Below are 26,613 nucleotides of genomic sequence, written 5' to 3'. Positions count from 1 at the left end.
CTTCTTGGTGAAGAACAGAGGAAAAAGAGGCTCGAACCGATGAGGGATTAAGCAGTTTTTGTGCGTTTTTTGCGTGGAGAGGAACCGCGTTTGACAATCGGTCGCGGAGGGCGAGGGTTAAGAGTGAAACCTTGGCGACGACCTGGGGATTTACCACGAGGTTTGACAGATTGAGCCGGAGTGCCAATCGAGCGAATAATTCGAGAGAAGTCCCGTTGGACAATAGAAGGAGAGTTAAGTCCTTGCCGGTAGGCAGGTAAATATTGTTGCCAAGGTCGAGGCAACGAGTGAACGAGGGTGCGAGCTGCCCAAAGTTGAGCATAGGCCAAGCCGGAGAATTGAACCGAGCGTTCTTCGGTAGTGACATCAGGGGTTTGCAGTTGGGTCATCAGGAGATGCTGCTTGCCAAAACGAATGCCATGTTCGAGGTTAAATCGCTGCCGATAGGCTTGATAAGCCTCACAATTGCGAAGTTGCCGACGTTCTTGACCAAAAACCAGCCACTGGGGCGCGAAGAGGCGCAAGGAGGTGGGGTCAGCGAGCTCAACTTGTAACAAGTCAAAGGGATGACGATGCATCGGTTGAGACTTCGACCCTTTCATCAGCAGGTCATGCCAGAGGCGAAGAGTAACGGTACGAGGACGGCCCAGATGGGTTGTGATGCTCAAGGTCTTGTACTCGTCGGGTGGAGACCAACTCGTGTCATCTTTGAGGTCAAACCGTTCGCCATACCAACGGGGATGCCCCCGTTGAGGGGCCGTGCTCGTATCGGGCAAGCGATAGAAGACTCGATTGGCTCGGCATCGGGTGACAATGACCCGGTTGCGGGAGATACTCAAAGGGTAGAGAAAGTGGCGATGAGAATAGTCGCCCGAAGCGACTAACACGCACAAGTCCTCATACCACGGTAAAGATTCGTCATTGAGCAGTCGTTGGACTTGATGGAGTCCGACATCCGTTTTACTCTCAAAACTCGTCACCCGTTCCACGCTCACCGGAATGCTCCAACTCGCTCCAGGAGCTACTTGCGCTTCAGGAATCGCCGACAGCAGTGAATAGTTATGTCCTAAACAAATCGGTTTGTTTCCCGCGATGACCGTGGGTTGATAGACACACTCGCGGTCTTTGAGGGTCTCAGCATGATGGCGTGGGACTGGGGTCACATCTACTCCAAATAGCCAGTAATCTCGCTGCTTGGGGGCGGGCACAACCTGGGCAATGGCTGATATCCAAGATGGGGGAAAACTGTTGTTCCCAGTCCTCGATAGCTCGCTCCGGGTCTTGGGGGATAACGCTTTCTCCCAGAGCCTCAATGGCTCTATACAATGCACTGTATCCTCGGCGAAATCTCTCATGAAGACTTAACTCCACCACTCCCGCTCGCTCCTTCATTGGCACACAAGGCATCTAACAAGTCCATCAGAGAGTCTCTGCGATGCTTGAAGCTACTGTAGACTTGTTCCCGAAATTGGACGAGTTGGTTGATACTATTATCTGGAGTTTAGACTAAGTAAAATCTCCAGGGATAAAAAAAGGGTGTCTGAATTGAAAAGCAGACCCCACGAAAGCAGAAACTAAGAGTAGTACCACCCACCCTTAGCTGCCAATATGCACCTTGCCAAATTAAAAGAATTTCGTCAAGCAGCTTATCAGTATTTATGTCGAGCCCACGATGCGACGTTTGAATTGACTGATGCCATCCTATTGACTCGCCATGTCCACTGTCTAGCTGACTTGTCCCTGTGTCCTGTGTTTCGCCGACGCTGGTCAAGTATTTATGAAGCCTTACAAGATTGCCGTCCAGCGGGCGCGTAAATTGATGCAGATATATATTCAACACATCCCAAAAGATATCCGTCCCATGCTCGCCATAGATCATACCAGTTGGCCGCGCCCAGATGCTGTGACGGGAGCAAGAACGAACAATTGAACATCAAGCAACGGATATCCCTGGAAACCGACCAATTACTTTGGGCCAAGGTTACAGTACAATTGCTTGGGTTCCCGAGAGCGAAGGTAGTTGGGCTTTACCATTACGGCACGAACGAATTACCAGTTGGGAAAGTCCTATTGACAAAGCTGTCTGGCAACTACGACAAGTCAGCCAATATCTACCCTCACGACCAATTGTACTCATAGACAGTGAGTATGGTTGTGCCCCTTTTGTCCTGAAAACTGCAGGCATTCCAGCTGATAAATTAATGCGTTTGCGCTCAAATTTATGTTTGTGGAGTGCGCCGCCCCCTTATTCAGGTAAAGGTTGTCCGCGCAAACATGGCGAGAAGTTTAAGCTCAATGATGCTAGCACATGGGAAGAACCAACGGAAACTATAGAAATTGATGCACCAAAGTTAGGTAGGCTCCGAATTAGTTTGTGGCGGGATAAACATTTTCAAGCGGCGGCTAACATCCAAATGCAATTAATACGGGTTGAACGGCTTAAGAAGGAGAGCGGACAGTTCGCCAAACCTCTCTGGTTAGCTTGGGTGGGTGAAGAAATACTGCCTTTGAATGAAGTTTGGCAACTCTACTTACGGCGCTTTGCTATAGATCATTGGTATCGTTTGGCTAAGCAACGGCTGCATTGGACATTGCCCAAATTAAGCAGCCCAAAACAGTGTGAACGGTGGAGTGATCTGATGCCGTTAATAACCTGGGAGTTGTGGTTGGCGCGTGCAGTGGTGGCTGACAATCCTTTACCGTGGCAGAAATCGATGACCAAATTAACACCTGGACGAGTAGCCCAAAGTATGGGAGGAGTTTTAGCCGCGATTGGTACTCCGGCTGTTCCTCCCAAACCCCGAGGAAAGTCTCCTGGATGGCCTCAAGGAAAACCCCGGCCAACAAAACCTCGGTGTCCAATTGTCAAAAAAGGGACTTCCAAGCGTAAAAAAGCCTTCAAGAAGTCGGTCTAAATCCCAATTTTTCCTCTTCCATATTTTCTTTTAGTAACTCAGCCATAGCTGAGTCAATTTATGCTGCTTAGTCTAAACACCAGTATTATGAATATCCATCGGCAATAGGTTGAGCTGTTTTACTTTGCTCTTTATCTCCTATTGCCACTTCTTTTGGCTACCCCCCTTCTTCCCCTTTGTCCAAAGTCCAGAGAGAAATTAACCATGACAAATAATCTGACACCATCTGGAGAGGAGGTTTTGGAACAGTTAGGAATCAATTCTAATAATCTCCGTGCCGATTTTCCTACTCGCGAGCAGCGGCTTCAGTACAGAGCAGTTGTACAGTGGCTCACGGATTACAAACCGAATTCAGATGCTACTAATCTGGAAAAGGTGCAGGGGTATTTGGAAGCGTTTCATCATCTTGGCAATGTGGAAGATTGGATGCGAAATAGCAAAATTATATCAATTCGACTAGATACACCTACCAAAGAGGAATTGCACGTTCAATTATCACTCTGGGGTTACTATAGAGAACTGATTGAGCTATACAACCAACTTTTGGGTAAATTAAATCCTAATCTGGATGCTGTTTTTATCGCAAATTTTGGCAATTCTTACCATGAACTAGGAGATTATTCCCAAGCTATTGACTATCACCAACAGAGTTTAATTATTGCACGGGAAATCGGCGATCGCAATGGTGAGGGAAGCGCCCTGGGAAATCTGGGAATAGTTTACCGTTCGCTAGGAAATTATTCCCAAGCAATTAAATACAATCAACAAAGTTTAATCCTTGCACGGGATATCGGAAATCGGGAAGGTGAGGGAAACGCGCTGATAAATTTGGGCAATGCTTACAATTCCTTAGGAAATTATTCCCAAGCTATCGACTATCACCAAAAGAGTCTAGCCATTTTCCAAGAAATTGGCGATCGCAAAGGTGAGGGAAGCACGCTAGGGAATCTGGGCATTGTTTACATTTTGTTAGGAAATTATCTCCAAGCCATCTACTATCACCAAAGATATTTAACCATTGCACAGGAAATTGGCGATCTCAAAGGTGAGGGAACTGCATTGTCAAATCTCGGTAATACTTATAAATCCCTAGGAGATTATTCTCAAGCTATCTACTATTCTCAGCAGAGTTTAATAATTTTCCAGAAAATTGGAGTTCTCAATGGTGAGGCAAGTGTACTATCAAACCTGGGAAGTGCTTACCGTTCATTAGGACAATATGCTCAAGCCATCGACTATTACCAACTGAGTTTGACCATTTTCCAAAAAATTGGCGATCGCAACGGTGAAGGAAACGCGCTATCAAATCTGGGAAATGCTTACCACGCTCTGGGAAATTATTCCCTAGCTATCGACTATTCTCAGCAGAGTTTAACTATTTTTCGGGAAATTGGCGATCGCAACGGTGAGGGAAACGCATTGTCAAATTTGGGAAATGCTTACCATGTTCTAGGCAAATATTCCCTAGCCATTGACTGTTATCGACAGGGTTTAACTATTGCAAGGAAAATTAGCGTTCGCAACGGTGAAGGAAGCGCTCTGGGAAGTCTGGGACTTGCTTACAATTCGCTAGGAGATTATTCTCTAGCTATCAATTATTGTCAGCAGAGTTTAACCATTTTTCAGGAAATTGGCGATCGCAAAGGTGAGGGAACAGCACTGGGAAATATAGGAAATTCTTACTGTTCGCTAGGAGATTATTCCCAAGGCATTGACTATTACCAACAGAGTTTAACTATTGCACATGAAATTGGCGATATGGAAGGTAAGGGAACTGTCCTAGGTTTCTTAGGAGTTGCTTACAATTCACTAAGAAATTATCCCCAAGCTATCAACTCTTACCAACAGAGTTTGATGATTGCAAGGGAAATCGGTGATCGCAATGGTGAGGGACGCACCCTAATAAATTTGGGAGTTTTTTACTATTCACTAGCTGATTATAACCAAGCCATCAACTATTATCAACAAGGCTTAACTATTATACGTGAAATAGGACAACACTCGGAACAAGAGCTGTCTTTACTGAATCTATGCAAAGCGTTCATTGCTTTAGGAGACTATAACAAAGCAATAGAGTACAATCAGCAGCACTTAGCTCTCGTACAATCAACATAATAGTAAGTGAAACTATTGATTTCTGATGAGAAAGCAAAACGCGATCGCCCCGCAGCTTTTCCTCTCGGGCGATCGCACTTATGGCATCAACCAACAGCAAACTCCGTAAATTTGCGTTTATAGGGATTGTGAAACCCTAAAACAATATCGCTCTTAGGAATTCCCGCTGCTAGTAAATCATCAACTACACACAAATCTGTCCAATCTTCTTCAACCCAAATTTTGCCATCTTTAATACGAAGATACATCGTAATGTGGCAGATCCGTTTTTTTCCCTCCCAACCAGAGCGAAACCACAGATATTGATCTCGTTTTTCGTCAAAGGCAAGGCGGCTGTCTGTCTCTAATTCATCTAGCGCCATCCCTCCCTTGACGCCGAGTTCATAATATTCAGTCAATATTTTTTCGATCGTACTCCGATAGTATTTTAGTTGATCCATTGCATAATTTCCTCCTTTTCCATTTCAACTACCATTAAGCAAAGCTTATTTTCATTAGTAATTAATTGTATAGACTTGCGTTGAAAAAAGTTTTGGTAGACAACATCGTCAATTGCTAAATAGAGCTTGTATTCTGGCTCTGTGAGTTGAATCAGATTTCTGTAGACCATATATTGACCGAGTGCGCCGTGAAAATCATACATTAGCGATCTCCCAACAAAGGTCTTAATTTCAACAACTATCTTTTGTCCCTGACGTTGTGCTGCAATCGGCTTTTCTGCTGCTAAATCAGCATATAACTCGGCATCCTCATATTTAATAAAGTATGGATCGGCCGTAATTGTCCAACCGTCTTTCAGTAAGGCATTTTTAACTTCGTTGTGGTAGATATCTTTAGCTGGCATAAATTAACTTGAGTTTTCAGCTAATTAAATTATAGTCAGGCTGACGAGCCTACTCCCAAATTTCGCGATCGACTACAGTAGGTAATCCCATTCTATAATATCCTCATTCACATTAACTCAATCCCCCCACAGCCAGCACTCGCATCAAGTCCCATCAGGGGCGTACCCGGAGTCATTTTGGGTATCTTTTCGCCGATCGCCCTCCATCGTGCAATAATAAAATGACTTGCACAAAAACTCTATTAGTAGGGTGAGCATTGCCCCCCTTACTACTACAGGTAGCGTCTCAACTGTCAACCCGTGCTTGCTTCCCACTTAAACCGGCTATTGCACTACACAAATTTTTCCTAATGGCAGAAGTCCCCCAATCTCCCGCAGAACTTGCAGAAGCCCTCAGCGGCTTTACCGATATCAATTTCCAATTGCCAGACCCCGAAGACGAACAAATACCAGACTTTGACTTTGAAAATCAAGTTGACAACGCCTGGAAAGTGTGCGATCGCTTCGACTTGCAAACCGACATTTGGCGGGGACGCATTCTCCGAACAGTCCGAGACAGAGAAAAAAAAGGTGGCGAAGGACGCGGCACAGGCTTTTTGAACTGGCTCAAAGAAAGAGAAATTGGCAAAAGTCAAGCCTATTCTTTGATAGAATTAGCTAATAGTGCCGACACTCTGATCCAGCAAGGAGATTTAGACCCAGATTCCATTAGAAACTTCAGCAAAAGAGCCTTTGTAGAAACCGCCAAAGCATCTCCCGAAGTCCAGCAAATGGTAACAGATGCCGCAGCAAATGGCGATCGCATCACCCGCCGCGAAGTCAAACAACTCTCCGACGAATGGATGGCAATGAACTCAGAATTATTGCCCGAAGAAGTCAAAGAAAAAGCATCTACCGGTTCTCTACCTTCCCGCTACCTCGCACCTTTAGTCAAAGAAATGGAGAAACTCTCCCCATCTCACCAAAGCGAAATTCAAAAAGAAGTAGCAGAAAATCCCGACGTAGAGACTGTCAAACAGCTAACATCCGACGCCAAGAACTTATCAAAATATCTCGACGCCGCCGCCCAAGTGCAAGCTCTCAATCAGCCTCACTTAGACATGGAAATGGCCTTAGAAGAATCTTTGCGAGTCGGCTGTTTGGGAACCACCGCCGACGTTGTAAAACAAGCCGCACAGCTAGAACAAACAGTAATCAAACTCTACACAGTTTGGAAGCGTTTAGGCAGTTTAGCAGATAGATTGTACGTGGATACAGGAGCAAGCACACCCAATTTGCGGTTGCTTTTGGGATGCTTGGACACTCTGTCTGGAGAAAAAATAGAAGTGGATTTCGGAGACGGAGAACGATCTATTCGCTTGCAAATTTTGAGTGAATAGCTCAACCTTGACCGCAGATAAATGCCACCATCCCGGCTGATTATCTGCGTCGAACCCTGTTCATCTGCGGTTAAAATTTCGGATTTTTTTCCAAAGATAGCGGGGATGCAAATAACGCCGATATTTGGTAACTACTTCTTTCCCCAACAGCACCACGCTAATCCAAAAACAAACTTCAGCCCCAACAGCTAAAACGACAGATAAAGTTGCTTTTTGGGTAATGTCCAGCGGCAGAAACGGCACCACAAACAAGATTACCAGCCAGGGCCCAAAAGATAGGACAAATAAGAACAAACCGAGCTTTTGCATAGATTCACATAATACAGCTTTGATATCCCTTTGATCTCGCTTGTGGGCTCGGAGTAGACGAAAGTTTGTATATAGCAATCCTTGCAGGAGTCGTAAAAAGATGTAGGGGTAGTGCCTTTCTTTGCCTACCCCGGCCTGCATCGGGGCAACCACGGGGGGTTTGCCCCTACAAGAATTACACAAATGATGCGAGGATTGCTATAGTAGCGAGTTCAATCGCCGAGTGACTACAAACTCCCCTATTGCACCAATGTCAGCAACAGGCTTTCCGGCCTGTTCCACAAGAACATTTAGTATTGGTGGAACAGGCCGGAAAGCCTGTTCTTGAGAATGGTTAAACCTATGGCTACAAACTTAATTGCCAAACATCTCCACCTCAATTCTTAATCCCCGTCGCCGCAATCCCCCGAATAAACTGCCGTTGACCGGCCAAAAACAGCAACACCACAGGTACAGTTCCAATTACCACTGCCGCCATCAACAACTGCCAACTGCTAGTAAACTGTTCCTGAAATTCCGCCAAAACCAACTGCACAGTCCGCAACTCCGGTCGCGTCGTAAACACCAGCGGCTTAAACAAATCGTTCCACTCTCCAATAAAAGTAAACAAAAACAGCGTCACCAAAGCAGGGCGAGCCAAAGGTAACATCACTTGCCACAAAACCTGCCAGCGGTTAGCCCCATCCAGCATTGCCGCCTCCTCCAACTCCACCGGAACAGTCATAAAATACTGGCGCAGCAGAAAAATCCCAAAACCGTTAGCCGCCGTCGGCAAAATTAGCGCCCCGTAAGTATTCAGCAAATGACCCCACTTCAAAACCAAGAAAATCGGAATCACCAAAAGCTGAAACGGAATAACCAGCGTCGCCAAAACCCCCAAAACAAGGGCCTGTCGCCCCCGAAACTTCAGCCTCGCCAAAGCATAACCGGCCAACGCAGAAGTCACAACCTGAAAACCAGTCACTGCGATCGCCACTAGAGTAGAATTAAAGAATGCCAACCAAAAATTACCCCGTCGCCAAGCCTCCTGATAGTTCGCCAAAGTCAGGGCTGTAGGCTTGACACCCACACCAGAGGGTGAAAGCGAAACCAAAAATACAGCAGCCAGCGGCAGCAGCACCAGCGCAGCCCCCGCCAGCAACAAAATAAAACTCAGCAATTCCAGCGCTTGAGACCTGTCAAAGGATTTACCCATAAATTTGTGAATTAACCTAAAATAATAAGCCTGTGAGGTTCTCCAACCCGATCGCCTCCCAGATTCCCATACAACAACATAATATGTCGTAGAGGGAAAGAAGGAGTACCAAGGCAGGAAGTTGTGATTAGGATATAATTTTAGAGATAGAGTTGGTACTGTAAAACCCTTAAAGGTGGAGACCTAGACCGTATTTCTATCATCTATTTCCGGGCAACAGATCGACTAACGACTAATTCAAGTAATTAGTAAATAGATAGCATTCTAGCGATAGTCTTTCTGGAGTGTTCCACGGCAAAAGTCCGGCAAACACGCTCTTGACGCCAGTTTTTCCCGGACCGTCAAAGAAAAGTTCTTTGTCGAAAGAATCCTCAGCTATAATCTTTGATTTAGATGGGGTGCGTTCAAAAGAGGTAAAGTGTACTGTCACTGACCCCAATTTTAAAGGGGCTTCCAAACATCCCAGAAGCTTATATAAGGAGACTACATATCTATGCCCCAGCTTGAGGCCAGCCCAACAATTGACTTTCAAACCGAAACTTACAAAGATGCTTACAGCCGTATCAACGCCATTGTGATTGAAGGCGAACAAGAAGCTCACGACAACTACCTGACACTGGCCGAACTGTTGGCTGACAAAAAAGCAGAGTTAATTAGCTTGTCCAAGATGGAGAACCGCCACATGAAAGGCTTCCAAGCTTGCGGCAGGAATCTCAAAGTCACGCCGGACATGGCATTTGCCAAGCAGTTCTTTTCGGATTTGCACAGAAACTTCCAAACGGCCGCTGCTCAAGGTCAGATTGTAACTTGCTTGCTGATTCAATCGCTAATTATCGAGTGTTTTGCGATCGCAGCTTACAACATCTACATCCCCGTCGCCGATGACTTTGCTCGCAAAATCACCGAAGGCGTCGTCAAAGAAGAATACAGCCACCTCAACTTTGGGGAAGTCTGGCTGCAAGCTCACTTTGAGGAATCCAAAGCCGAACTCGAAGCCGCCAACCGCGAAAACCTGCCCATCATCTGGAAGCTGCTAAACGCTGTCGCAGACGATGCCCGCGTCTTGGGAATGGAAAAAGACGCTTTAATCGAAGACTTTATGATTGCCTACGGCGAAGCCCTAGGTAACATTGGCTTTAACAACCGCGATATCATGCGGATGTCAGCACAAGGCCTCGCAGCCTAGTTAATTTGGAAATAAGGAATGGGAAAAAAATTAAAAATTAAAAATTAAAAATGGGATACCTCATTTTAAAATATACATTTTTAATCTTCCCATCTTCCCATCTTCAATCTTCAATCTTCAATCTTCCTTCATTTGACAACTTAATGTTTGGTCTAATCGGTCACTTAACCAGCTTAGAACACGCCCAATCAGTAGCTAACGAGCTGGGCTATCCAGAATATGGCGATCAAGGTCTCGATTTTTGGTGCAGCGCACCGCCCCAAATAGTTGATCAGATCACGGTAACAAGCATCACGGGACAAAAAATAGAAGGCCGCTATGTGGAATCCTGTTTTCTGCCAGAAATGCTAGCCACTCGCCGGATTAAAGCAGCCACTCGCAAAATCCTTAATGCGATGGCACACGCTCAAAAAAACGGGATTAACATCACTGCCTTAGGCGGCTTTTCTTCGATCATTTTTGAGACTTTCAACTTGCAGCAAATTAAGCAAATTCGCAATCTCAAGTTGGAGTTTGAACGCTTCACCACTGGTAACACTCATACCGCTTACATTCTCTGTCGCCAAGTAGAAGAAGCAGCCCCTAAATTGGGGATTGAACTTTCAAAAGCCACAGTAGCCGTTTGTGGTGCTACTGGCGATATTGGCAGTGCTGTGTGTCGCTGGCTCAATGTTAAAACAAATGTAGCAGAATTGTTGCTCATTGCCCGCGACAAAGAACGATTACAAGACTTGCAATCGGAATTGGGGCGGGGCAAAATTATGGACTTGGAAGAAGCCCTCCCCCAAGCGGATATTGTAGTGTGGGTAGCCAGTATGCCCAAGGGAGTAGAAATTGACCCTAAGACATTGAAGCAACCATGTTTATTGATTGACGGTGGCTATCCGAAAAATCTGGCAACTCAGGTTCAGCATCCAGAAATTTACGTACTCAATGGCGGCATTGTGGAGCATTCCCTCGATATTGAGTGGAAAATTATGAAGATTGTCAATATGGATGTACCGGGCCGACAGTTATTTGCCTGTTTTGCTGAATCAATGCTGCTGGAATTTGAAAAAATGTATACCAATTTTTCGTGGGGACGGAATCAAATTACAGTGGAAAAGATGGAGCAAATCGGTCATATTTCTGTCAAGCACGGTTTCAGACCTTTAATGTCATTTTGATGTGATTTGTTGTGGTTATTGGTTATTTAGGAAAGTTTTTCTGACAATAACCAGTAACTTTTTAATGACTGATAATATCAATTCCAGATTGTGCGATTGTTATTCATAGAATCTATAAAATCTTGATATATCAAAAAAAATATAGCGCGATCGCAATTCCCATCAGGGCTGGTTTTAAGGCTGGTAATCGCTCCAAATCAACATTCATCTGCGTATATCCGCGTATATCCATCACCATCTGCGGTTAAAATTCCTAAGTAATTCTGCAGTCATGGAAAATATCCGACTTTGCCGACTTGCACAGGCAGTGCCTTGTCCCTACAATTAATCTGGCGATTGTGACATCCCTCATCGAGTGTTCATGATTATTTTGGGGTAGGAAAACGGCATTGACGAATGTTGTTTACAAGAGAGAACTAGTATTTAAAGACATTCAGGAGCATCCAATCTGTAAATTAACGATCAAAATTTTTGAGTAGCTTGTGTTGGGAAAATTCAGCGTGAGGCCGAGCGCCTATTTAGTTAAAACAAAATGACATAATTATTACTATTTTCAAACGAACAAGCGCTCGAATAGGCTGAGGCGCTTAGAAGTTTTGACCGCAATTTTTGATAGTCATCACTTCGATAATTTTTTTGCCCATCTCGTCCGAGATTTCTAAAGCTTCGGCAAGTTCCACTAAGAATTCCTTTTCTTCTTGAGTGAATATTCCATCTACCAAAACTAAATCTGTGGCGATCGCAAAAGCGGTTTCTCGAAGCTGAGGAGTTAGGGCATTTTTAGCAACTGCAAATACCTCAGCCGGATCGTAATTATGGCTCAAGTTCAGGACTTTCTTAAAAAGCTCTTGGAACTGTTCCCCTGAATAAGAGCTGAACAAGCGCATATGATTCGCGGCAAGGGTTTGTCTTTCTTCTTCTGAGATTTGACCGTCGGCGGCAACAGCTAATACAGAAATGGCTGTTAAAGCTTCCGAGGGAGTGAGTTCGATCGTACTTGTGTCGCTTTTTGTAGGAACGAACAATTCAGCAGGATTTGGTCTTTTGTGGCTGTGGGGAGGCATAGGGGCGCAGGGAAAGCTCCGGGTAAAACTCTGAGCTGAGCTATAACAGTTTACCACAAAACGAACATCAAGCACCAGGTTTTCAACGGCGTCCGGCAGCAAATCACTATTCAAAATTCAAAAGTTTCGATTTTCCCTCTTTTTGACCATCCCCTGACAGGGTAGGATCGGGAAATAGCCGATCGACAAAACCTTAAAACCTTATAGAAATTATCAGCGTGCCAAACTCAGACCGCAAACCACTACTCCTAGATTTTGAAAAGCCGCTGGCGGAACTAGAAACCCGAATTCACCAGATCCGCGAACTCGCCGCAGAAAACGGCGTCGATGTCACCGACGAAATTCGCAAACTCGAAGCTCGCTCAGCCCAACTGCGACAAGAAATTTTCAGCAGCTTGTCCCCCATGCAGCGGCTGCAACTCGCCCGTCACCCGCGCCGCCCCAGCACCCTCGATTACATTCAGGCAATTAGCGACGAGTGGATCGAGCTTCACGGCGATCGGCGCGGCACAGACGACCCGGCCCTTGTCGGCGGAATTGCCCGCATAGACGGGCGTCCCACAGTCATCATCGGCCATCAAAAAGGGCGCGACACTAAAGACAATATCGCCCGCAACTTCGGCATGGCTGCTCCCGGCGGCTACCGCAAAGCCCTGCGGTTGATGGAACACGCCGATCGCTTCTCCATGCCAATTTTCACCTTTATCGACACTCCAGGAGCTTGGGCGGGCTTAGAAGCAGAACAGCTCGGACAGGGAGAGGCGATCGCCTGCAACCTCCGAGAAATGTTTCGCCTCGACGTTCCCATCATCTGCACCGTCATCGGCGAAGGAGGTTCCGGCGGCGCATTGGGTATCGGTGTCGGCGAGCGGCTGTTGATGCTGGAACATTCCGTCTACACCGTTGCCACCCCCGAAGCTTGTGCGGCCATCCTCTGGAAAGACTCTGGCAAAGCTAACTTGGCCGCAGAGGCCCTCAAAATCACTTCCTGGGATTTGAAAAACCTCGGCGTTCTCGATCAAATCGTACCCGAGCCGATCGGCGGCGCTCACTCGAATCCCCTCAAAGCTGCCTCCATACTCAAACAAGCTTTGTTAGAAAACTTAGCAGAACTGACACAGCTTACTGGTCAGCAGCGGCGCGAACTCCGGTATCAAAAGTTTCGCGATATCGGTGTATTCACTGAACTTCCTGCTTGAGCCGATCGATTGAGAGTTATCAGTTAGGACTTAAATATCTCTTAACTTTAAACTCATAACTGATAACTCATTATTCTGCAGATTAATCAGCAGTGTTATAATTTCTCAGGTGACACTGGCTTAACAGTTCTTAATGTTAATCTCATAATTAACTGCGATCGCCCGTAGCAGACAGCTTTCTAATTTGCCGAAGAAGGCTGCAATGCTTGAGGGAGTGGCCGAGTCAAAGTATTAGGACAGCGAATAAACCATCCAACAACAAAGCAGGCTCTGATTACCGGAGCCAGCAGCGGTATTGGCAAAGTGACGGCAGCGGCGCGATACCTGGTATCAAAAGTTTCGCGACAACGGTGTATTCACTGAACTTTCTGCTTGAGCCGATCGATTGAGAGTTATCAGTTATGACTTAAAAATCTCTTAACTTGAAAGTCATAACTGATAACTCATTATTCTGCGGATCTGTCAGCAGTGTTATAATTTCTCAGGTGACACCGGCTTAACAGTTCTTAATGTTAATCTCATAATTAACTGCGATCGCCCGTAGCAGACAGCTTTCTAATTTGCCGAAGAAGGCTGCAACGCTTGAGGGAGTTGCCGAGCGAAAGTATTAGGACAGTCAAGAACCTCAGCCTAAAGGCATGAGGCTTGAAGGAGAAATCTAACAAGCCGTTCCCCGGCGGCCGAGCGTCTTAACTGACTCGGTTTTTTGAGTCACGACACCCGCGCCAAGGCGTAGCTAGTCATGAGCTCTGTCGCTGAAGGTTAAACAGTTCGGTATGTCACGCTCGACAGTGCTTTGGGCCTAACAAGCTCTTAAAACAAAGGCGCGTGCTAACTTTACTCCGAAAGGAGATTGAGGCAACCATACCTCATCGGAGGGCAACCATACCCCTCCACCCCGCAAAGGTTTTAAGTCAATGTAAAGGCGTCCTAAAAGGACGGGGTTTCAAACCCATATTTCTGATGAACCATTCAACAACAAAGCAGGCTCTGATTACCGGAGCCAGCAGCGGTATTGGCAAAGCGACGGCTCTAGCGTTCGCCGCCGAGGGCATAAATCTGGCCTTAGTTAGCCGAGAGTCAGAAAACTTAGAAGCGGTTGCAGCAGCAGCCCGAGAAGTCGGAGTGAAAGCAGAAGCTTATCCCTTAGACTTGGCAAAAATTGAGCAAGTGCAAAGCAGCATCAGCGCGATCGCAGCTCAATTGGGTGCCGTAGATATCCTGGTCAACAGCGCGGGTATGGGCTACACCGGCTCCTTGACGGAAACGTCTCTAGCCGACTGGCAGAACGTTCTAGACCTCAATCTTACTAGCGTTTGGCAGTGCATTCTAGGAGTTTTGCCGTCGATGCGCGATCGCGGATCGGGAATCATCATCAACGTTTCCTCGATCGCCGGCATCCAAACCTTCCCCAACTGGGGACCCTACTGCGTCAGCAAATTCGGTCTCATGGCTTTGTCTAAAACCTTAGCCGCCGAAGAACGGGCTCGCGGAATTCGGGTAACAGCAATCTGTCCGGGTTCTGTCAACACTCCCATGTGGGACACAGACACCGTGCAAGCCGACTTCGATCGCAGCGCCATGTTAACCCCAGAAATCGTGGCCCAATCAATTCTGCACGCAGTTCAGTTGCCAGCAAATGCAGTAATTGAAGAAATCACCCTCATGTCCAACGCAGGAGTTTTGTGAACTTGAGATTTGAGACTGCTGGATTTTTCTCGAATTCAACAATCTTTAAATCTCTAGCTATATCCCCCAATCGAAAATCGAAAATCGAAAATCGAAACTCGATTCACCCTCACACCAACTTTTTATGACAATTGCATCTTCCACCGATTCCAATGGTTTGAACTCAACCTCGACTGACAGCATGAAACTTTCACAAACTGCAGACAACAACACCCCGCGCATCCCCACTCGACCCGATCGCAATTCCTCCCACGGTCAAGAATCCAGCATACCCGTACCCTCAGAAGTAGGCCAGGAAGAAATGATGGAGGCGGTTCGCACCCTGCTGCTGGGAGTAGGAGAAGACCCCGAACGGGAAGGATTGCTCAAAACCCCGAAGCGGGTAGCAGAAGCAATGCGGTTTCTCACCAGCGGCTACACTCAATCCCTCGAAGAACTGCTCAACGGCGCTATCTTTGACGAAGGCCACAACGAAATGGTACTGGTACGAGACATCAGCGTATTCAGTATGTGCGAACACCATATGCTGCCGTTTATGGGCAGAGTTCACGTGGCTTACATTCCCAACCAAAAAGTAGTGGGACTGAGCAAATTAGCCAGAATTTCCGAGATGTACAGCCGCCGGTTGCAGGTGCAAGAACGTTTGACACGCCAAATTGCCGAAGCAGTTCAGACAATATTGGAACCGAAGGGAGTGGCTGTAGTAATGGAAGCCAGCCATATGTGCATGACGATGCGGGGCGTCCAAAAACCCGGTGCTTGGACGGTTACGAGTGCCATGTTGGGCGTGTTTCAAGATGAACAGAAAACTCGCGAAGAATTCCTGAATTTAATCCGCCACCAACCCGCATTCTTTTAATCATTAGTCATTAGTCATTAGTCATTAGCCAATCACTTTTTTCCTGGTGGCTAGCGATCGAGCAATTTGGTCACTAGCCACCAGATTCATCCGTAGCCGCAATTCCATAATCTAAAATCTAAAATCTAAAATCTACAATCAGATGACGAGCGACTGATAAACCCATAAAATAGACGGGTGACTCATGACTTGTGACTAATGAATCCTATTAAATTCGGTACAGATGGCTGGCGCGGCATCATTGCTGACGATTTTACATTCGATCGCGTAGCGTTAGTCGCTCCCCTAGCGGCACAAGTTCTCGCACAAAGCAGCAGCAGCGATAACAGCAGCGGTACCGTAATTGTCGGTCACGACCGCAGATTTCTGGCTGAAGACTTTGCCTTCACAGCGGCTGTTGCCCTCCAAAACGCAGGATTTGACGTGCTGCTGAGCGAATCCTACGCGCCTACTCCAGCTTTCAGTTTAGCTGCCAAACAATTAAATGCTTTGGGTGCGATCGTCCTGACCGCCAGCCACAATCCCGGTGCATATTTAGGGTTAAAAGTCAAGGGCGGATTTGGGGGATCAGTTTCGCCCGAAGTTACTCAACAAATAGAAAAAAAACTCGACAATCCGGCGGCACTTTCAGCAACTCCCGGGAAATTGGAGAATTTCAATCCTTGGCCGGCTTACTGCAAAACCTTGCGGGAAATGGTAGATATTGAGGCAATTAAAGAGGCGATCGCCAGCGGCAAAATTACAGTATTTGTAGATGTAATGCACGGTGCCGCCGCAGGAGGGTTAGCTCAAATTTTAGAAGAAACAGTGCACGAAGTCAACAGCGATCGAGATCCGCTGTTCGGCGGCGGTGCACCGGAACCTTTGCCGCGCTACCTGTCGCAGTTATTTCGGGTGATGCGCACTCACCAGCGAAAAAGTTCTGGTTTGTCCATCGGATTTGTATTTGACGGAGATAGCGATCGAATTGCAGCCGTTGACACTAGCGGCAACTTTCTCAGTTCACAAATCCTAGTTCCCATATTAATCGAACATTTAGCTTCACGGCGCGGCTTGACCGGGGAAGTCATCAAAACAGTCAGCGGTTCAGATATAATTCCCAAAATTGCCAAGCTGTACGACTTGCCTTTATTTGAAACGCCGATCGGTTACAAGTATATAGCCGATCGAATGTTAACCACCCAAGTCTTAGTCGGCGGCGAAGAATCAGGAGGAATTGGCTACGGTACGCACATTCCCGAACGAGATGCTTTGCTGTCAGCGCTGTACTTGTTAGAAGCAGTGGTCAAATCCGGGGAAGACTTAAGCGAAATTTACAGCAGGCTGCAACAAGAAACCAGCTTTACTTCAGCTTATGACAGAATAGACTTGCACCTAGCAAATATGGAAGAAAGGTCGCGTTTGCTGTCGCTGCTGCAAAATCAACCTTTAACAGAAATCGCCGGCAAAGCAGTTGTAGATTGCAACAAAGTTGACGGATATAAATTCCGTTTGGCTGACGGAAGCTGGCTGTTAATTCGGTTTAGCGGTACTGAACCGGTGTTGAGGTTATATTCGGAAGCTGCGACTTTGAAAGAGGTGATGCAAAACTTGAATTGGGCGAAAGGTTGGGCACAGAAAGGTTAGAGTCTTACCGTCAGTGAGTGACACGGGCGAGAGGCCCGTGCCACAGATAAAGGCCCTTAAAAAAGCTCCTTTTTAGTAAGGACTTTAGTCCTTATTCAACAAAGCAGCCACTTCACCAAACCGCTCACCGATACTCATTTTACTAGAGAAGCTGCCAATTCACTATACTGAGTCTTCATGTGGATAGAATCTACCATCATAATTTTAATTTCAATATGCTCGCTAAGACTGTTATAAAAGTCAAGTAGTTTATTTGGCCAATTTAAGTAGTAAAACCCTACTTCCTCATCATTTCCTATCGTTTTAAGATACTGAGACCAAGCTGTATTCCTATAAAGCTTAGTAGACGCTACAGCCTGACCAATCAGAGAGTTGGGCAATTTTAGAATAACTACCGAGAAACCTAGTATTTCTAAACGATTATAAATATCTATGATTCTGGATTCATCTTGAGAAGTTGGATACCATAGATTCATTGTTTGTAAGTTGGCATGATGGCTACCTAAAAATCTTTCTAGGGTAGAGTTAATAACTGCATTATCTTGGTTATGACAGAATTTACTTTGAGATTTCCAAGAGGCAATACCTTCCAATTCCTCAACAATATTAGACGCTAAGCCAATTGTGGCTTGTGCGGTTAGGGAACCCTTGGCTTTCTCCTTTTCTAGGACACGTTCGGTGTAATGTTCGCTAATGTAAACCTTTGTTCTGGCAGGATGTCTATTAGCCAATATGTGTTGTAGCTCTTTAATAAATCTGGTTTTCCCAGAAGCTACTACTCCTTCAATAATCCAGCCGCTGATATGTTTTACCATACTTGAATTACCTAGGTCTTATTTTTATGGATGGTAATATTTTTATTATGCTAAAATCTAAGATGGAAATTTATAATTTGACTGTGAGAGTCGATCGACTGTCATCTCTGGCGATCGGGATTAATTTTGGGAGCTAAAAAGATGGCATACAGCGATTTCAGCCTTGCTAGAGTTAAAAACGATTTTGGATTAACCTTGGATGAAACTCGCGATTTATTTGCCGCTACATCCCCTGTTGCACCGTCAGAAATTCTAACAACTATTTTAAACGATTACGTGCCTTTAGCAATTTCTATTTCCACTGAAAAGGCTCGATCTGAATTTTGGATTGCTCCGATTTTGGCAGAAGTTAGGCGGCTGCTAAACAAGCGAGTTTCGCTGTTTTCAGGTAAGGATTTTACTGTCGGTCCAGCAAGGGGATTGCAAGGATTTTGGGATTATATTATTAGCGCTTCTCAGGAACAATTGTTTATTAGCGCTCCTGTTGTGAGCATCTTTGAAGCAAAAAAGGAAGATATTATTGGCGGTTTGGGTCAATGCGCGGCGGCAATGGTGGCTGCTGAATGCTTTAATCAAAATCAAGGCAGTGAGGTCGATCGCATTTACAGTTCAGTGACGGCTGGCACTAACTGGAAGTTCTTGATTTTACAGGAAACTACTCTCTATATCGCTCCGACAGCATACTATATTGTTGATAAGATTTTGGGAATTTTGCTGCAACCATTTTCCCAATATGTTTGTTAATATGGAGCCGTAAGTTTTAAGAGAAATAATGACCGATCGCAAATTGCTAGTTGTAGCTACGGGCAATCCGGGTAAACTCAAGGAAATGCAAGTTTATCTTCAGGATTTGGGATGGGAATTACAGCTCAAGCCGGAAGAGTTGGAAATCGAGGAAACAGGCGAAACTTTTATTGCTAATGCTTGCTTGAAGGCCTCTGAAGTGGCAAAAGCAACAGGCCAATGGTCGATCGCCGATGATTCTGGTTTAATGGTAGATGCACTCAACGGTCAACCCGGGATTTACTCCGCGCGCTACGGGAAAACCGATGCTGACAGGATATCTCGACTTCTCAAAGAATTGGAAAGCGAACAAAACCGGGAAGCACAATTTGTTTGCGCGATCGCGATCGCCCGTCCCGACGGTACAATTGCCTTGCAAGTAGAAGGAATTTGTCGGGGCGAAATCCTCCACACTCCTCGCGGTACGGGAGGTTTCGGATATGACCCCATTTTCTACGTACCCGCACAGCAACAGACTTTTGCAGAAATGACACCGGATATCAAGCGATCGCACTCTCACCGCGGCCGAGCGTTCCAGGCACTATTACCACAAATGGCGAACCTTGTCAACCGCTAATGAGGAAAAAAGCTAAAACCGGGGGTAACTGTGGCATTGGATATGGACACTTAGATATCAGAACTAAACAGGAAAGAGGTTTTTCCTTGGCAATGACCAGTTACCAATGACCAGTTACCAATTACCAATGCCCAATGCCCAATGCCCAATGCCCAATGCCCAATGCCCCAGTATCTTAGATTGCCTCCAAGTTCTTTTCCCCAGTCCGAATCCGAATAATTTGTTCTACAGGAGAGATGAAAATCTTGCCGTCGCCAATCTCGCCCGTCCGGGAAGCAGCGATAATTTTATCAACCACCATGTCAACCTGATCGTTTTCCACAACAATCTCGACCTTGAGCTTTTGCAAGAACTCAACGGTGTACTCAGAACCGCGATAGCGTTCAGTCATGCCCTTCTGACGGCCAAAACCTCTAACTTCAGAAACAGTCATACCCACAATGCCAGCATTGACGAGTGCGATTTTCACTTCGTCTAGTTTAAAGGGGCGAATAATAGCTTCAACCTTTTTCAAGTTTCTCACTCCTAACAGTTAGTACCTTCGTTATATTACTTAAATCGCGTGACATCTTTTCATATCACTGCTAGGATTAAGTATTTTGTAAAATATACTACCTTATTTTGTACTCGCGATGAGATACACGCCAATCTTTAACAATATTCTGGCATTTGCCGGGGCGCGGTATCTCGGTTCGGGCCGATCGCGGTAGAGTGAAAAAGACCCAAGCCCGGAACCACGGATCTGCTAAAACAGAAACAGAACGCAGGAGACAGGAGTTTTCCGAGTTTCCACTACGATGAGGGAGATTTGCACGTATTGCTGAAAACGATAATTGTTAGAGGCGGTCAGTTAAACTATTCCTATGCACCCAGCCAGCCCTCCTCCTGACCGCAGCGGGCTTGATGCCCTACTGAGAAATCGCCCCTTCCTCGCCTTGTGGACGGGCCAGTTGTTGGCCCAAGTGGCGGATAAAATCTTTTACGTATTGCTGATTATTCTCCTGAAAACAGGCGACTACCGACCCTGGCCTGTTTCTTGGCAGCATTCGGAAAATTCTATGCTGTCAGCGGTGATGATCGCCTACACGCTGCCGGCGATCGTATTTGGTTCGGCAGCAGGTATCGTCGTAGACCGCTTTTCCAAAAAGCAAATGCTGATCGCCTGCAACGTGATTCGAGCCTTGTTGATTGTAGCTTTGCCGTTTTTGCCCAAAGCTTTTGTCGTTTTGTTGACGATGACGTTTTTGGTCTCTACCGTAACGCAATTTTTTGCTCCCGCAGAAGCGGCCGCCATCCCCCTGGCCGTGGGGCGAGAGGGACTGATGTCAGCAAATGCCCTGTTCGCCTCGTCCACAATGGGCGGGATTATTGTCGGGATGACGATCGGCGAACCGCTGTTTAGTTGGGTCAAACACAGCTTCGGAGCAGCTTCTCAAGAGTTTTTGCTGGGCGGGTTGTACCTGATATCTGCAGGTTTGATCTATACCATGCGGATCAAAGAAGCTCATGCCGGCAGCAGTGGCAAAAACGTCCATCCTTGGCAAGACCTCAAAGAAGGTTTGCGGTATTTGAAACAGAATCACCTTGTCAGCAACGCGATGGTGCAGTTGACGATTTTGTATTCCGTGTTTGCCGCGCTTCAGGTGCTGGCGATCGCACTTTCAGGCAAAATAGGTCTCAAAGAAACTCAATTTGGCTTTTTGCTGGCGGCAGCCGGAGTCGGAATGGTCTTCGGCGCAGCCTTTTTGGGAAACTGGGGCGCAAGCTTTCACCAAAAACCTCTGCCGTTAATCGGTTTTTTGATGATGGGTTTTGTATTAGCAATGTTTGCCTTTGTCAGACAGTTGTGGGTGGGATTCGGATTGAGCGCTCTGTTCGGTTTTGGGGCTTCCTTAATTAACGGCCCGATGCAAGCTCTGATTCAAGAAAAAACTCCAGAATCTATGCGGGGAAAAGTCTTTGGCTTGGAGAACAATGCGATTAATATTGCTCTGAGCTTGCCTTTAGCACTGACCGGCCCGCTGACGGATGCTGTCAGTAAAGCCGTCGGCTCGGATGACGTGGGCTTGCGGATCGTTTTGCTGAGTTTGGGCTTTTTGGTCTCGCTGATGGGGATGGCAGCTTGGCGACATACCCGCAAAATGTTGCGGGATGTTCTGTGAAGTTTGGGAAGAAGGAAGAAGGAAGAAGGAAGAAGGAAGAAGGAAGAAGGAAGAAGGAAGAAGGAAGAAGGAAGAAGGAAGAAGGAAGAGGGGATGGGTGTCAACTTAACGTCAAATGTAGTACCGATCTACTCTTTGACGATGATTGTCCAGATCCCCTGATAGTTGGGGGGAACCGGAGTATTCTCTTTAGTTTCCCTTAAAAACGAGAATGCCAGCGGGTTCGAGACTCGCGTCTAAACAAGCTTGATCAAGGGTTTTAGGCGATTGTTGACACCAATGGGAAGAGGTGCGACGGCTTTCTTTTTGCGATCGATCTCTAACATAGCCAGCGCCCTGGCGCTATTGACGTTCTCGCATTGCAAACCATGGTTTTTCTTCTCGAAGGCCGATCGAAACTAATGCTAGACAAGGGTCATATCGCGGTAAACCGACAGACAAACCGCGATTTCCTCTGTTTCTTTTCTGGCTCTGCTGTTCCACAAATTCTGGCCTGGCGATAAATGTCCGAGAGCGAAACTTTTTGTAAAATATCAGCAGTTAAATTCTCAGAGTTTGATTATTGAGATTAAAGTAGTATAAAAGCTTTCATTAAAAATCATAATTAGTTTAAGGACGGAAATTCTGTGCAACTAAAAACTAAAGTGGCCATCAGGCGTGCAACTGGTGGATTTGCTTTGATCGACAGCTTAATCCGCCACGGCGTCAAGCATATTTTTGGTTATCCCGGCGGCGCAATTCTACCGCTTTACGACGAACTCTACCTCGCGGAAGAAACCGGCGCCATCAAACACATTTTGGTGCGGCACGAGCAAGGCGCGGCTCACGCGGCCGACGGGTACGCCCGCGCTACCGGACAAGTTGGGGTTTGTTTCGCTACTTCGGGCCCGGGCGCAACTAATTTGGTGACGGGGATTGCGACGGCCCACATGGATTCGATCCCGATGGTGGTAGTGACCGGTCAGGTGGCCCGTCCGGCGATCGGCACTGATGCATTTCAGGAAACAGATATTTACGGGATTACCCTGCCAATTGTCAAGCATTCTTATGTAGTGCGCGACCCCAGAGATATGGCGCGAATTGTGGCTGAAGCTTTCCACATCGCCAGTACAGGGCGGCCCGGGCCGGTGTTGATTGACGTACCCAAGGATGTGGGTTTAGAAGAATTTGACTATCTGCCCGTGGAACCCGGATCGGTGAGAATTCCGGGCTACAAGCCGACGGTGAAGGGAAATCCTCGGCAAATTAATCAAGCGATTCATTTGCTGAAGGAAGCAAAGCGTCCTTTGCTTTATGTGGGCGGCGGGGCGATCGCCGCGGGGGCCCACGAGGAAATTAAGGAACTCGCCGAACTTTTCCAATTGCCGGTCACGACAACCCTGATGGGCAAAGGTTCCTTTGACGAAAACCATCCTTTGTCGGTGAAAATGCTGGGGATGCACGGCACTGCTTACGCTAATTTTGCCGTTACCGAGTGCGATTTGCTGATTGCTGTAGGGGCGAGGTTTGACGATCGCGTGACGGGAAAATTAGACGAGTTTGCCGCGCGCGCTAAGGTGATTCACATCGATATCGACCCGGCGGAAGTAGGCAAAAATCGCGGCCCTGATGTGCCCATTGTCGGAGATGTCCGCCAAGTTTTGATCGATTTGCTGCGCCGGTGTCGGGAAACAGGAGTTTCGGGGAAAGCCGGACAGACTGCGGAATGGCTGCACAGGATCGATCGGTGGAAACAGGACTATCCGTTAGTTGTGCCTCATTACCCAGACATTTTGGCTCCGCAAGAGGTGATTTCCGAGTTGGCTACTCAAGCGCCGGATGCTTACTACACAACGGATGTCGGGCAACATCAAATGTGGTCGGCTCAATTCTTGAACAACGGGCCGCGCCGCTGGATTTCGAGCGCTGGTTTGGGCACGATGGGTTACGGGGTGCCGGCGGCGATGGGCGCGAAAATGGCCCTACCCGATGAGCAAGTGATTTGTATTGCTGGGGATGCTAGCGTGCAAATGAATATTCAAGAGCTCGGAACGCTAACACAATACGGCATTAAAGTCAAGATTGTGATTGTAAATAATGGCTGGCAAGGCATGGTGCGGCAGTGGCAGCAGGCGTTCTATGGAGAGCGTTATTCGTCGTCGAATATGACTGTAGGGATGCCGGATTTTGTGAAGCTGGCTGAAGCTTATGGCGTGAAGGGGATGCAGGTTTCGCGGCCGGAGGAACTCAAAGATGCGATCGCTCAAATGCTCGCTCACGACGGCCCGGTGCTGATGAACGTCAAGGTGACGAGGGACGAAAACTGCTATCCGATGGTAGTTCCAGGTAAGAGCAACGCTCAAATGGTTGGTTTGCCCGAACGCAGCAAGTTGCAATCTGCGGAGTTGATTTATTGTCCGAGTTGCGGGGCTAAGAATGTTTCGAGCAATAAGTTTTGTCCGGAGTGCGGGACAAAAGTTTAAGTAGAGACACGGCAAGGGCTTGTCTGGCAGGGGTTTAAACCCCTGCATATTTTTCTGGTTCAGCGGTTTTTCGGGTTAAGTTGACACTAAGAAAGGCTATGCGATGTCCTTACCCGGATCTGCTGTTTCACATTTAACACCATCTCCGCTGGCATCGCATCGAGAGCTTTAATCTGTAATCTCTAAGCATATTTTATGAGCCAGTGCCTAAACCCTGATTGCCTATTCCAAAACCGGTCTGGCTCTACAAAATTTTGTCAAAAATGTCGGAATAAACTGCTATTGGGCGATCGCTACGGATCCCAAAAAATTATTGGACAAGGGGGGTTTGGGCGCACTTTTTTAGCCGTTGACGAGTATAAACCCTCAAAACCTCCCTGTGTTATTAAACAATTCTACCCCCAACTTCAAGGCGCTTCTAGTATCCAGAAAGCTGCTGAGTTATTTGAGCTGGAAGCAGTCCGCCTAGAACAGTTGGGTAAACATTCTCAAATTCCCGAATTATTAGCATATTTTAGTCAAGATGGACGACAGTATTTAGTCCAAGAATTCATCGACGGTGAAAATTTAGCCCAAACACTAGAATCTAAGGGATATTTTAGCGAAACGCAGATTCGCGACTTGCTTAATAATTTATTGCCAGTATTCGAGTTCATTCATTCCCGCCAAGTAATTCACCGAGATATCAAGCTCGAAAATATTATTCTTCGGCAAGATGGGCAACTGGTTTTAGTTGACTTTGGAGCCGCGAAATATGCGACACAAACTGCTTTATCTGTAACGGGAACGAGAATCGGGACGGCTGGATATACGGCACCAGAACAAGCCAACGGTAAACCGATTCATGCTAGTGATATTTATAGTCTGGGTGTGACTTGCCTGTGTCTGTTAACTCAGGTTGAAGCGATTGATTTATTCGATGATAGCGAGTTTGAGTGGGTGTGGCGAGAACACTTAAAAACATCTGTCAGCTCGGAACTGAGTCAGATTTTAGAGAAAATGATACAACCTGCTATTAAGAAACGTTATCAATCTGCTACTGAAGTTTTGCAGGATCTTGCTTCTCAATCACCTCAACCATCACCTCAAGTACCTCCTCCGCCACCAGACTCCCTGAAATCAGCGCGGGGTGTTGACTATACTCGTCTCCAGGATTTATTGGCCACAGGGGAGTGGAAAGAGGCGGATCGGGAAACATTCCAGGTGATGTTAAAAGCTGCTAGACGGGAGAAGGAAGGTTGGTTCGATACGAACTCGATCAAGAATTTTCCTGGCGATGATTTGCGGACGATCGACAAATTGTGGGTAAAATACAGTCAGGGTCACTTTGGCTTTAGCGTCCAGAAAAAAATCTGGTTAGAAATAGGCGGTAAAGTTGATTATGACACTGAATGCAAGCTAGGCGATCGTGTGGGTTGGCGAAAGAGGAGAAAGGGGAGGAAAGAGTGGTTGATCTACAATGATTTAACCTTTAATTTGCAAGCACCACGGGGGCACCTCCCGTCGTGTGCGCGTGTGTTTGCGTGGGGGGGAGAAGGATTGGGTTTGGTTGTTGGGGTGTTGGGGTGGTTAGGGTTGGTTGTATGGTTCTCTCTTCTTTCGCATCGAGAGCTGTAAGCTGTAATTTATAGCGATTTTAGCCCTTTGTCAAGTCTTTTTTTGAGAACCTTTTTCTACGAAGTTATCGGGTTTTGGTCATTTCATTACCTGTTACGCTTTGATATCACTTTTCAAACAACAGGCTTGCGAAATTCGGGTGATAGCAATTGGCTAACATAAACTGTTTAGGGTTCAGAAACCGGGTTTTTTACCAAATATTTGGTTGTAGTCAGAAGATTGGGTAAAAACCCGGTTTCTTGGGTCAGTGCGTAAATCCTAATCTACTCTAAATTCGAGATAAAATGATGCGTTATGCAATTGTGATCGAAAAAACACCCAATAATTATTCAGCATATCCACCAGATTTACCCGGATGTGCCGCCACAGGCGCAACCCTTGCAGAAGTACAGCAGCAAATTAAAGAAGCAATAGAATTTCACTTAGAAGGATTGCGAGAGGAAGGTTTAGCGATTCCCCAACCAACTACGCTTTGTGAATATGTCGAAGCACGGTAATCTCAGAAACCCGGTTTCTTTCTAGATTTCTCGTCACTCAACGCAAAACTCGTAGCAACCGGGTTTCTAGCCCCCATGCTTAAGCCATGAACTTACGCACTAATGCCAAAGAAACCGGGTTTTTTACCTAATCTGTGGGTGACAACGAAAGATT

The 26,613-nt window shown here is 46.5% G+C and carries 25 protein-coding genes; 16 read left to right on the top strand and 9 right to left on the bottom strand.

Annotated features, from left to right (window positions below; genetic code table 11):
* Window positions 1-47: 47 nt before the first annotated feature.
* Window positions 48-1,355: a transposase gene (locus tag QUB56_RS01685; RefSeq protein WP_332952594.1), complete on the bottom strand. Its 1,308-nt coding sequence runs from the start codon at window positions 1,353-1,355 to the stop codon at window positions 48-50.
* 253 nt (window positions 1,356-1,608) lie between these two features.
* Here QUB56_RS01685 and QUB56_RS01680 point away from each other — a divergent pair, with 253 nt between their 5' ends.
* The 3 genes from QUB56_RS01680 to QUB56_RS01670 all read left to right on the top strand — a co-directional run bounded on the left by QUB56_RS01680 (window position 1,609) and on the right by QUB56_RS01670 (window position 5,030).
* Complete coding sequence (locus QUB56_RS01680) at window positions 1,609-1,815, top strand: hypothetical protein (protein ID WP_246277101.1); 207 nt, start codon at window positions 1,609-1,611, stop codon at window positions 1,813-1,815.
* 110 nt (window positions 1,816-1,925) lie between these two features.
* Window positions 1,926-2,915, top strand: coding sequence for a transposase (locus QUB56_RS01675; protein ID WP_332952787.1), 990 nt, complete (start codon window positions 1,926-1,928; stop codon window positions 2,913-2,915).
* Between the two features lie 204 nt (window positions 2,916-3,119).
* A complete protein-coding gene (locus QUB56_RS01670) occupies window positions 3,120-5,030 on the top strand; it encodes a tetratricopeptide repeat protein (RefSeq protein ID WP_332952588.1) in 1,911 nt (636 codons plus the stop codon).
* A gap of 86 nt (window positions 5,031-5,116) precedes the next feature.
* On the opposite strand, the gene QUB56_RS01665 is transcribed toward QUB56_RS01670, so the two are convergent.
* Window positions 5,117-5,470 carry a XisI protein gene (locus QUB56_RS01665; RefSeq protein ID WP_332952587.1) on the bottom strand — a complete coding sequence of 118 codons (354 nt, stop codon included), beginning with the start codon at window positions 5,468-5,470 and terminating at the stop codon, window positions 5,117-5,119.
* Window positions 5,458-5,874: a XisH family protein gene (locus QUB56_RS01660; RefSeq protein ID WP_332952585.1), complete on the bottom strand. Its 417-nt coding sequence runs from the start codon at window positions 5,872-5,874 to the stop codon at window positions 5,458-5,460. The genes QUB56_RS01665 and QUB56_RS01660 overlap by 13 nt, the downstream gene beginning before the upstream one ends.
* 350 nt (window positions 5,875-6,224) lie before the next feature.
* Between QUB56_RS01660 and QUB56_RS01655 the strand changes: the two genes are divergently transcribed.
* A complete protein-coding gene (locus QUB56_RS01655; RefSeq protein WP_332952584.1) occupies window positions 6,225-7,253 on the top strand; it encodes a hypothetical protein in 1,029 nt (342 codons plus the stop codon).
* 60 nt (window positions 7,254-7,313) lie between these two features.
* Here the strand turns inward: QUB56_RS01655 and QUB56_RS01650 are convergent, their stop codons facing one another.
* The 3 genes from QUB56_RS01650 to QUB56_RS01640 form a co-directional block, all read right to left on the bottom strand.
* Complete coding sequence (locus QUB56_RS01650; RefSeq protein WP_332952581.1) at window positions 7,314-7,562, bottom strand: transporter suffix domain-containing protein; 249 nt, start codon at window positions 7,560-7,562, stop codon at window positions 7,314-7,316.
* 376 nt (window positions 7,563-7,938) lie between these two features.
* Window positions 7,939-8,757: a carbohydrate ABC transporter permease gene (locus tag QUB56_RS01645; protein ID WP_332952578.1), complete on the bottom strand. Its 819-nt coding sequence runs from the start codon at window positions 8,755-8,757 to the stop codon at window positions 7,939-7,941.
* A gap of 232 nt (window positions 8,758-8,989) precedes the next feature.
* Entirely contained in the window at window positions 8,990-9,187 is a 198-nt protein-coding gene (locus QUB56_RS01640; RefSeq protein ID WP_332952577.1) for a hypothetical protein, read from the bottom strand.
* 63 nt (window positions 9,188-9,250) lie between these two features.
* Between QUB56_RS01640 and QUB56_RS01635 the strand changes: the two genes are divergently transcribed.
* Both QUB56_RS01635 and QUB56_RS01630 read left to right on the top strand, forming a co-directional pair.
* Window positions 9,251-9,943 (top strand): aldehyde oxygenase (deformylating), encoded by a 693-nt coding sequence (locus QUB56_RS01635; protein ID WP_332952576.1) that lies wholly within the window; start codon window positions 9,251-9,253, stop codon window positions 9,941-9,943.
* A 143-nt stretch (window positions 9,944-10,086) separates the two neighbouring features.
* Complete coding sequence (locus QUB56_RS01630; protein ID WP_332952784.1) at window positions 10,087-11,109, top strand: long-chain acyl-[acyl-carrier-protein] reductase; 1,023 nt, start codon at window positions 10,087-10,089, stop codon at window positions 11,107-11,109.
* A gap of 587 nt (window positions 11,110-11,696) precedes the next feature.
* On the opposite strand, the gene QUB56_RS01625 is transcribed toward QUB56_RS01630, so the two are convergent.
* Window positions 11,697-12,173, bottom strand: coding sequence for a tellurite resistance TerB family protein (locus tag QUB56_RS01625; RefSeq protein ID WP_332952575.1), 477 nt, complete (start codon window positions 12,171-12,173; stop codon window positions 11,697-11,699).
* A 218-nt stretch (window positions 12,174-12,391) separates the two neighbouring features.
* On the opposite strand from QUB56_RS01625, the gene accA reads away from it, so the two are divergent.
* The 4 genes from accA to QUB56_RS01605 all read left to right on the top strand — a co-directional run bounded on the left by accA (window position 12,392) and on the right by QUB56_RS01605 (window position 17,546).
* Window positions 12,392-13,372: an acetyl-CoA carboxylase carboxyl transferase subunit alpha gene (gene accA / locus QUB56_RS01620; protein WP_332952573.1), complete on the top strand. Its 981-nt coding sequence runs from the start codon at window positions 12,392-12,394 to the stop codon at window positions 13,370-13,372.
* Window positions 13,373-14,335: 963 nt separating this feature from the next.
* On the top strand, window positions 14,336-15,061 hold the full coding sequence (locus QUB56_RS01615) for an SDR family oxidoreductase (protein WP_332952572.1): 726 nt from the start codon (window positions 14,336-14,338) through the stop codon (window positions 15,059-15,061).
* A 124-nt stretch (window positions 15,062-15,185) separates the two neighbouring features.
* Entirely contained in the window at window positions 15,186-15,920 is a 735-nt protein-coding gene (folE, locus tag QUB56_RS01610; RefSeq protein ID WP_332952570.1) for a GTP cyclohydrolase I FolE, read from the top strand.
* Between the two features lie 198 nt (window positions 15,921-16,118).
* Window positions 16,119-17,546, top strand: a complete 1,428-nt coding sequence (locus tag QUB56_RS01605) for a phosphoglucomutase/phosphomannomutase family protein (RefSeq protein ID WP_332952567.1) — start codon at window positions 16,119-16,121, stop codon at window positions 17,544-17,546.
* A 134-nt stretch (window positions 17,547-17,680) separates the two neighbouring features.
* Here QUB56_RS01605 and QUB56_RS01600 read toward each other — a convergent pair whose 3' ends face one another.
* Entirely contained in the window at window positions 17,681-18,361 is a 681-nt protein-coding gene (locus tag QUB56_RS01600; RefSeq protein ID WP_332952566.1) for a hypothetical protein, read from the bottom strand.
* 141 nt (window positions 18,362-18,502) lie between these two features.
* Here QUB56_RS01600 and QUB56_RS01595 point away from each other — a divergent pair, with 141 nt between their 5' ends.
* Both QUB56_RS01595 and rdgB read left to right on the top strand, forming a co-directional pair.
* On the top strand, window positions 18,503-19,105 hold the full coding sequence (locus QUB56_RS01595; RefSeq protein ID WP_332952564.1) for a hypothetical protein: 603 nt from the start codon (window positions 18,503-18,505) through the stop codon (window positions 19,103-19,105).
* A 28-nt stretch (window positions 19,106-19,133) separates the two neighbouring features.
* A complete protein-coding gene (gene rdgB / locus QUB56_RS01590) occupies window positions 19,134-19,721 on the top strand; it encodes an RdgB/HAM1 family non-canonical purine NTP pyrophosphatase (RefSeq protein WP_332952562.1) in 588 nt (195 codons plus the stop codon).
* 175 nt (window positions 19,722-19,896) lie between these two features.
* Here rdgB and QUB56_RS01585 read toward each other — a convergent pair whose 3' ends face one another.
* Complete coding sequence (locus tag QUB56_RS01585) at window positions 19,897-20,235, bottom strand: P-II family nitrogen regulator (protein WP_006633346.1); 339 nt, start codon at window positions 20,233-20,235, stop codon at window positions 19,897-19,899.
* Window positions 20,236-20,584: 349 nt separating this feature from the next.
* Between QUB56_RS01585 and QUB56_RS01580 the strand changes: the two genes are divergently transcribed.
* The 4 genes from QUB56_RS01580 (at window position 20,585) to QUB56_RS01565 (ending at window position 26,459) form a co-directional block, all read left to right on the top strand.
* A complete protein-coding gene (locus QUB56_RS01580) occupies window positions 20,585-21,883 on the top strand; it encodes an MFS transporter (RefSeq protein ID WP_332952561.1) in 1,299 nt (432 codons plus the stop codon).
* Window positions 21,884-22,509: 626 nt separating this feature from the next.
* Window positions 22,510-24,345 carry a biosynthetic-type acetolactate synthase large subunit gene (gene ilvB, locus QUB56_RS01575; protein WP_332952559.1) on the top strand — a complete coding sequence of 612 codons (1,836 nt, stop codon included), beginning with the start codon at window positions 22,510-22,512 and terminating at the stop codon, window positions 24,343-24,345.
* Between the two features lie 195 nt (window positions 24,346-24,540).
* The gene (locus tag QUB56_RS01570; RefSeq protein WP_332952556.1) at window positions 24,541-25,962 is read left to right on the top strand and encodes a serine/threonine-protein kinase; all 1,422 of its coding nucleotides are present in this window, start codon (window positions 24,541-24,543) and stop codon (window positions 25,960-25,962) included.
* Between the two features lie 284 nt (window positions 25,963-26,246).
* The gene (locus QUB56_RS01565) at window positions 26,247-26,459 is read left to right on the top strand and encodes a type II toxin-antitoxin system HicB family antitoxin (RefSeq protein ID WP_332952555.1); all 213 of its coding nucleotides are present in this window, start codon (window positions 26,247-26,249) and stop codon (window positions 26,457-26,459) included.
* The last annotated feature ends 154 nt before the right edge of the window (window positions 26,460-26,613 follow it).

Origin of the sequence: Microcoleus sp. AR_TQ3_B6, assembly GCF_036702785.1 — a bacterium.
GTDB lineage: Bacteria > Cyanobacteriota > Cyanobacteriia > Cyanobacteriales > Microcoleaceae > Microcoleus.
Note: the sequence above shows the minus strand (reverse complement) of the source record. Positions and strands in the feature narration are given on the sequence as shown.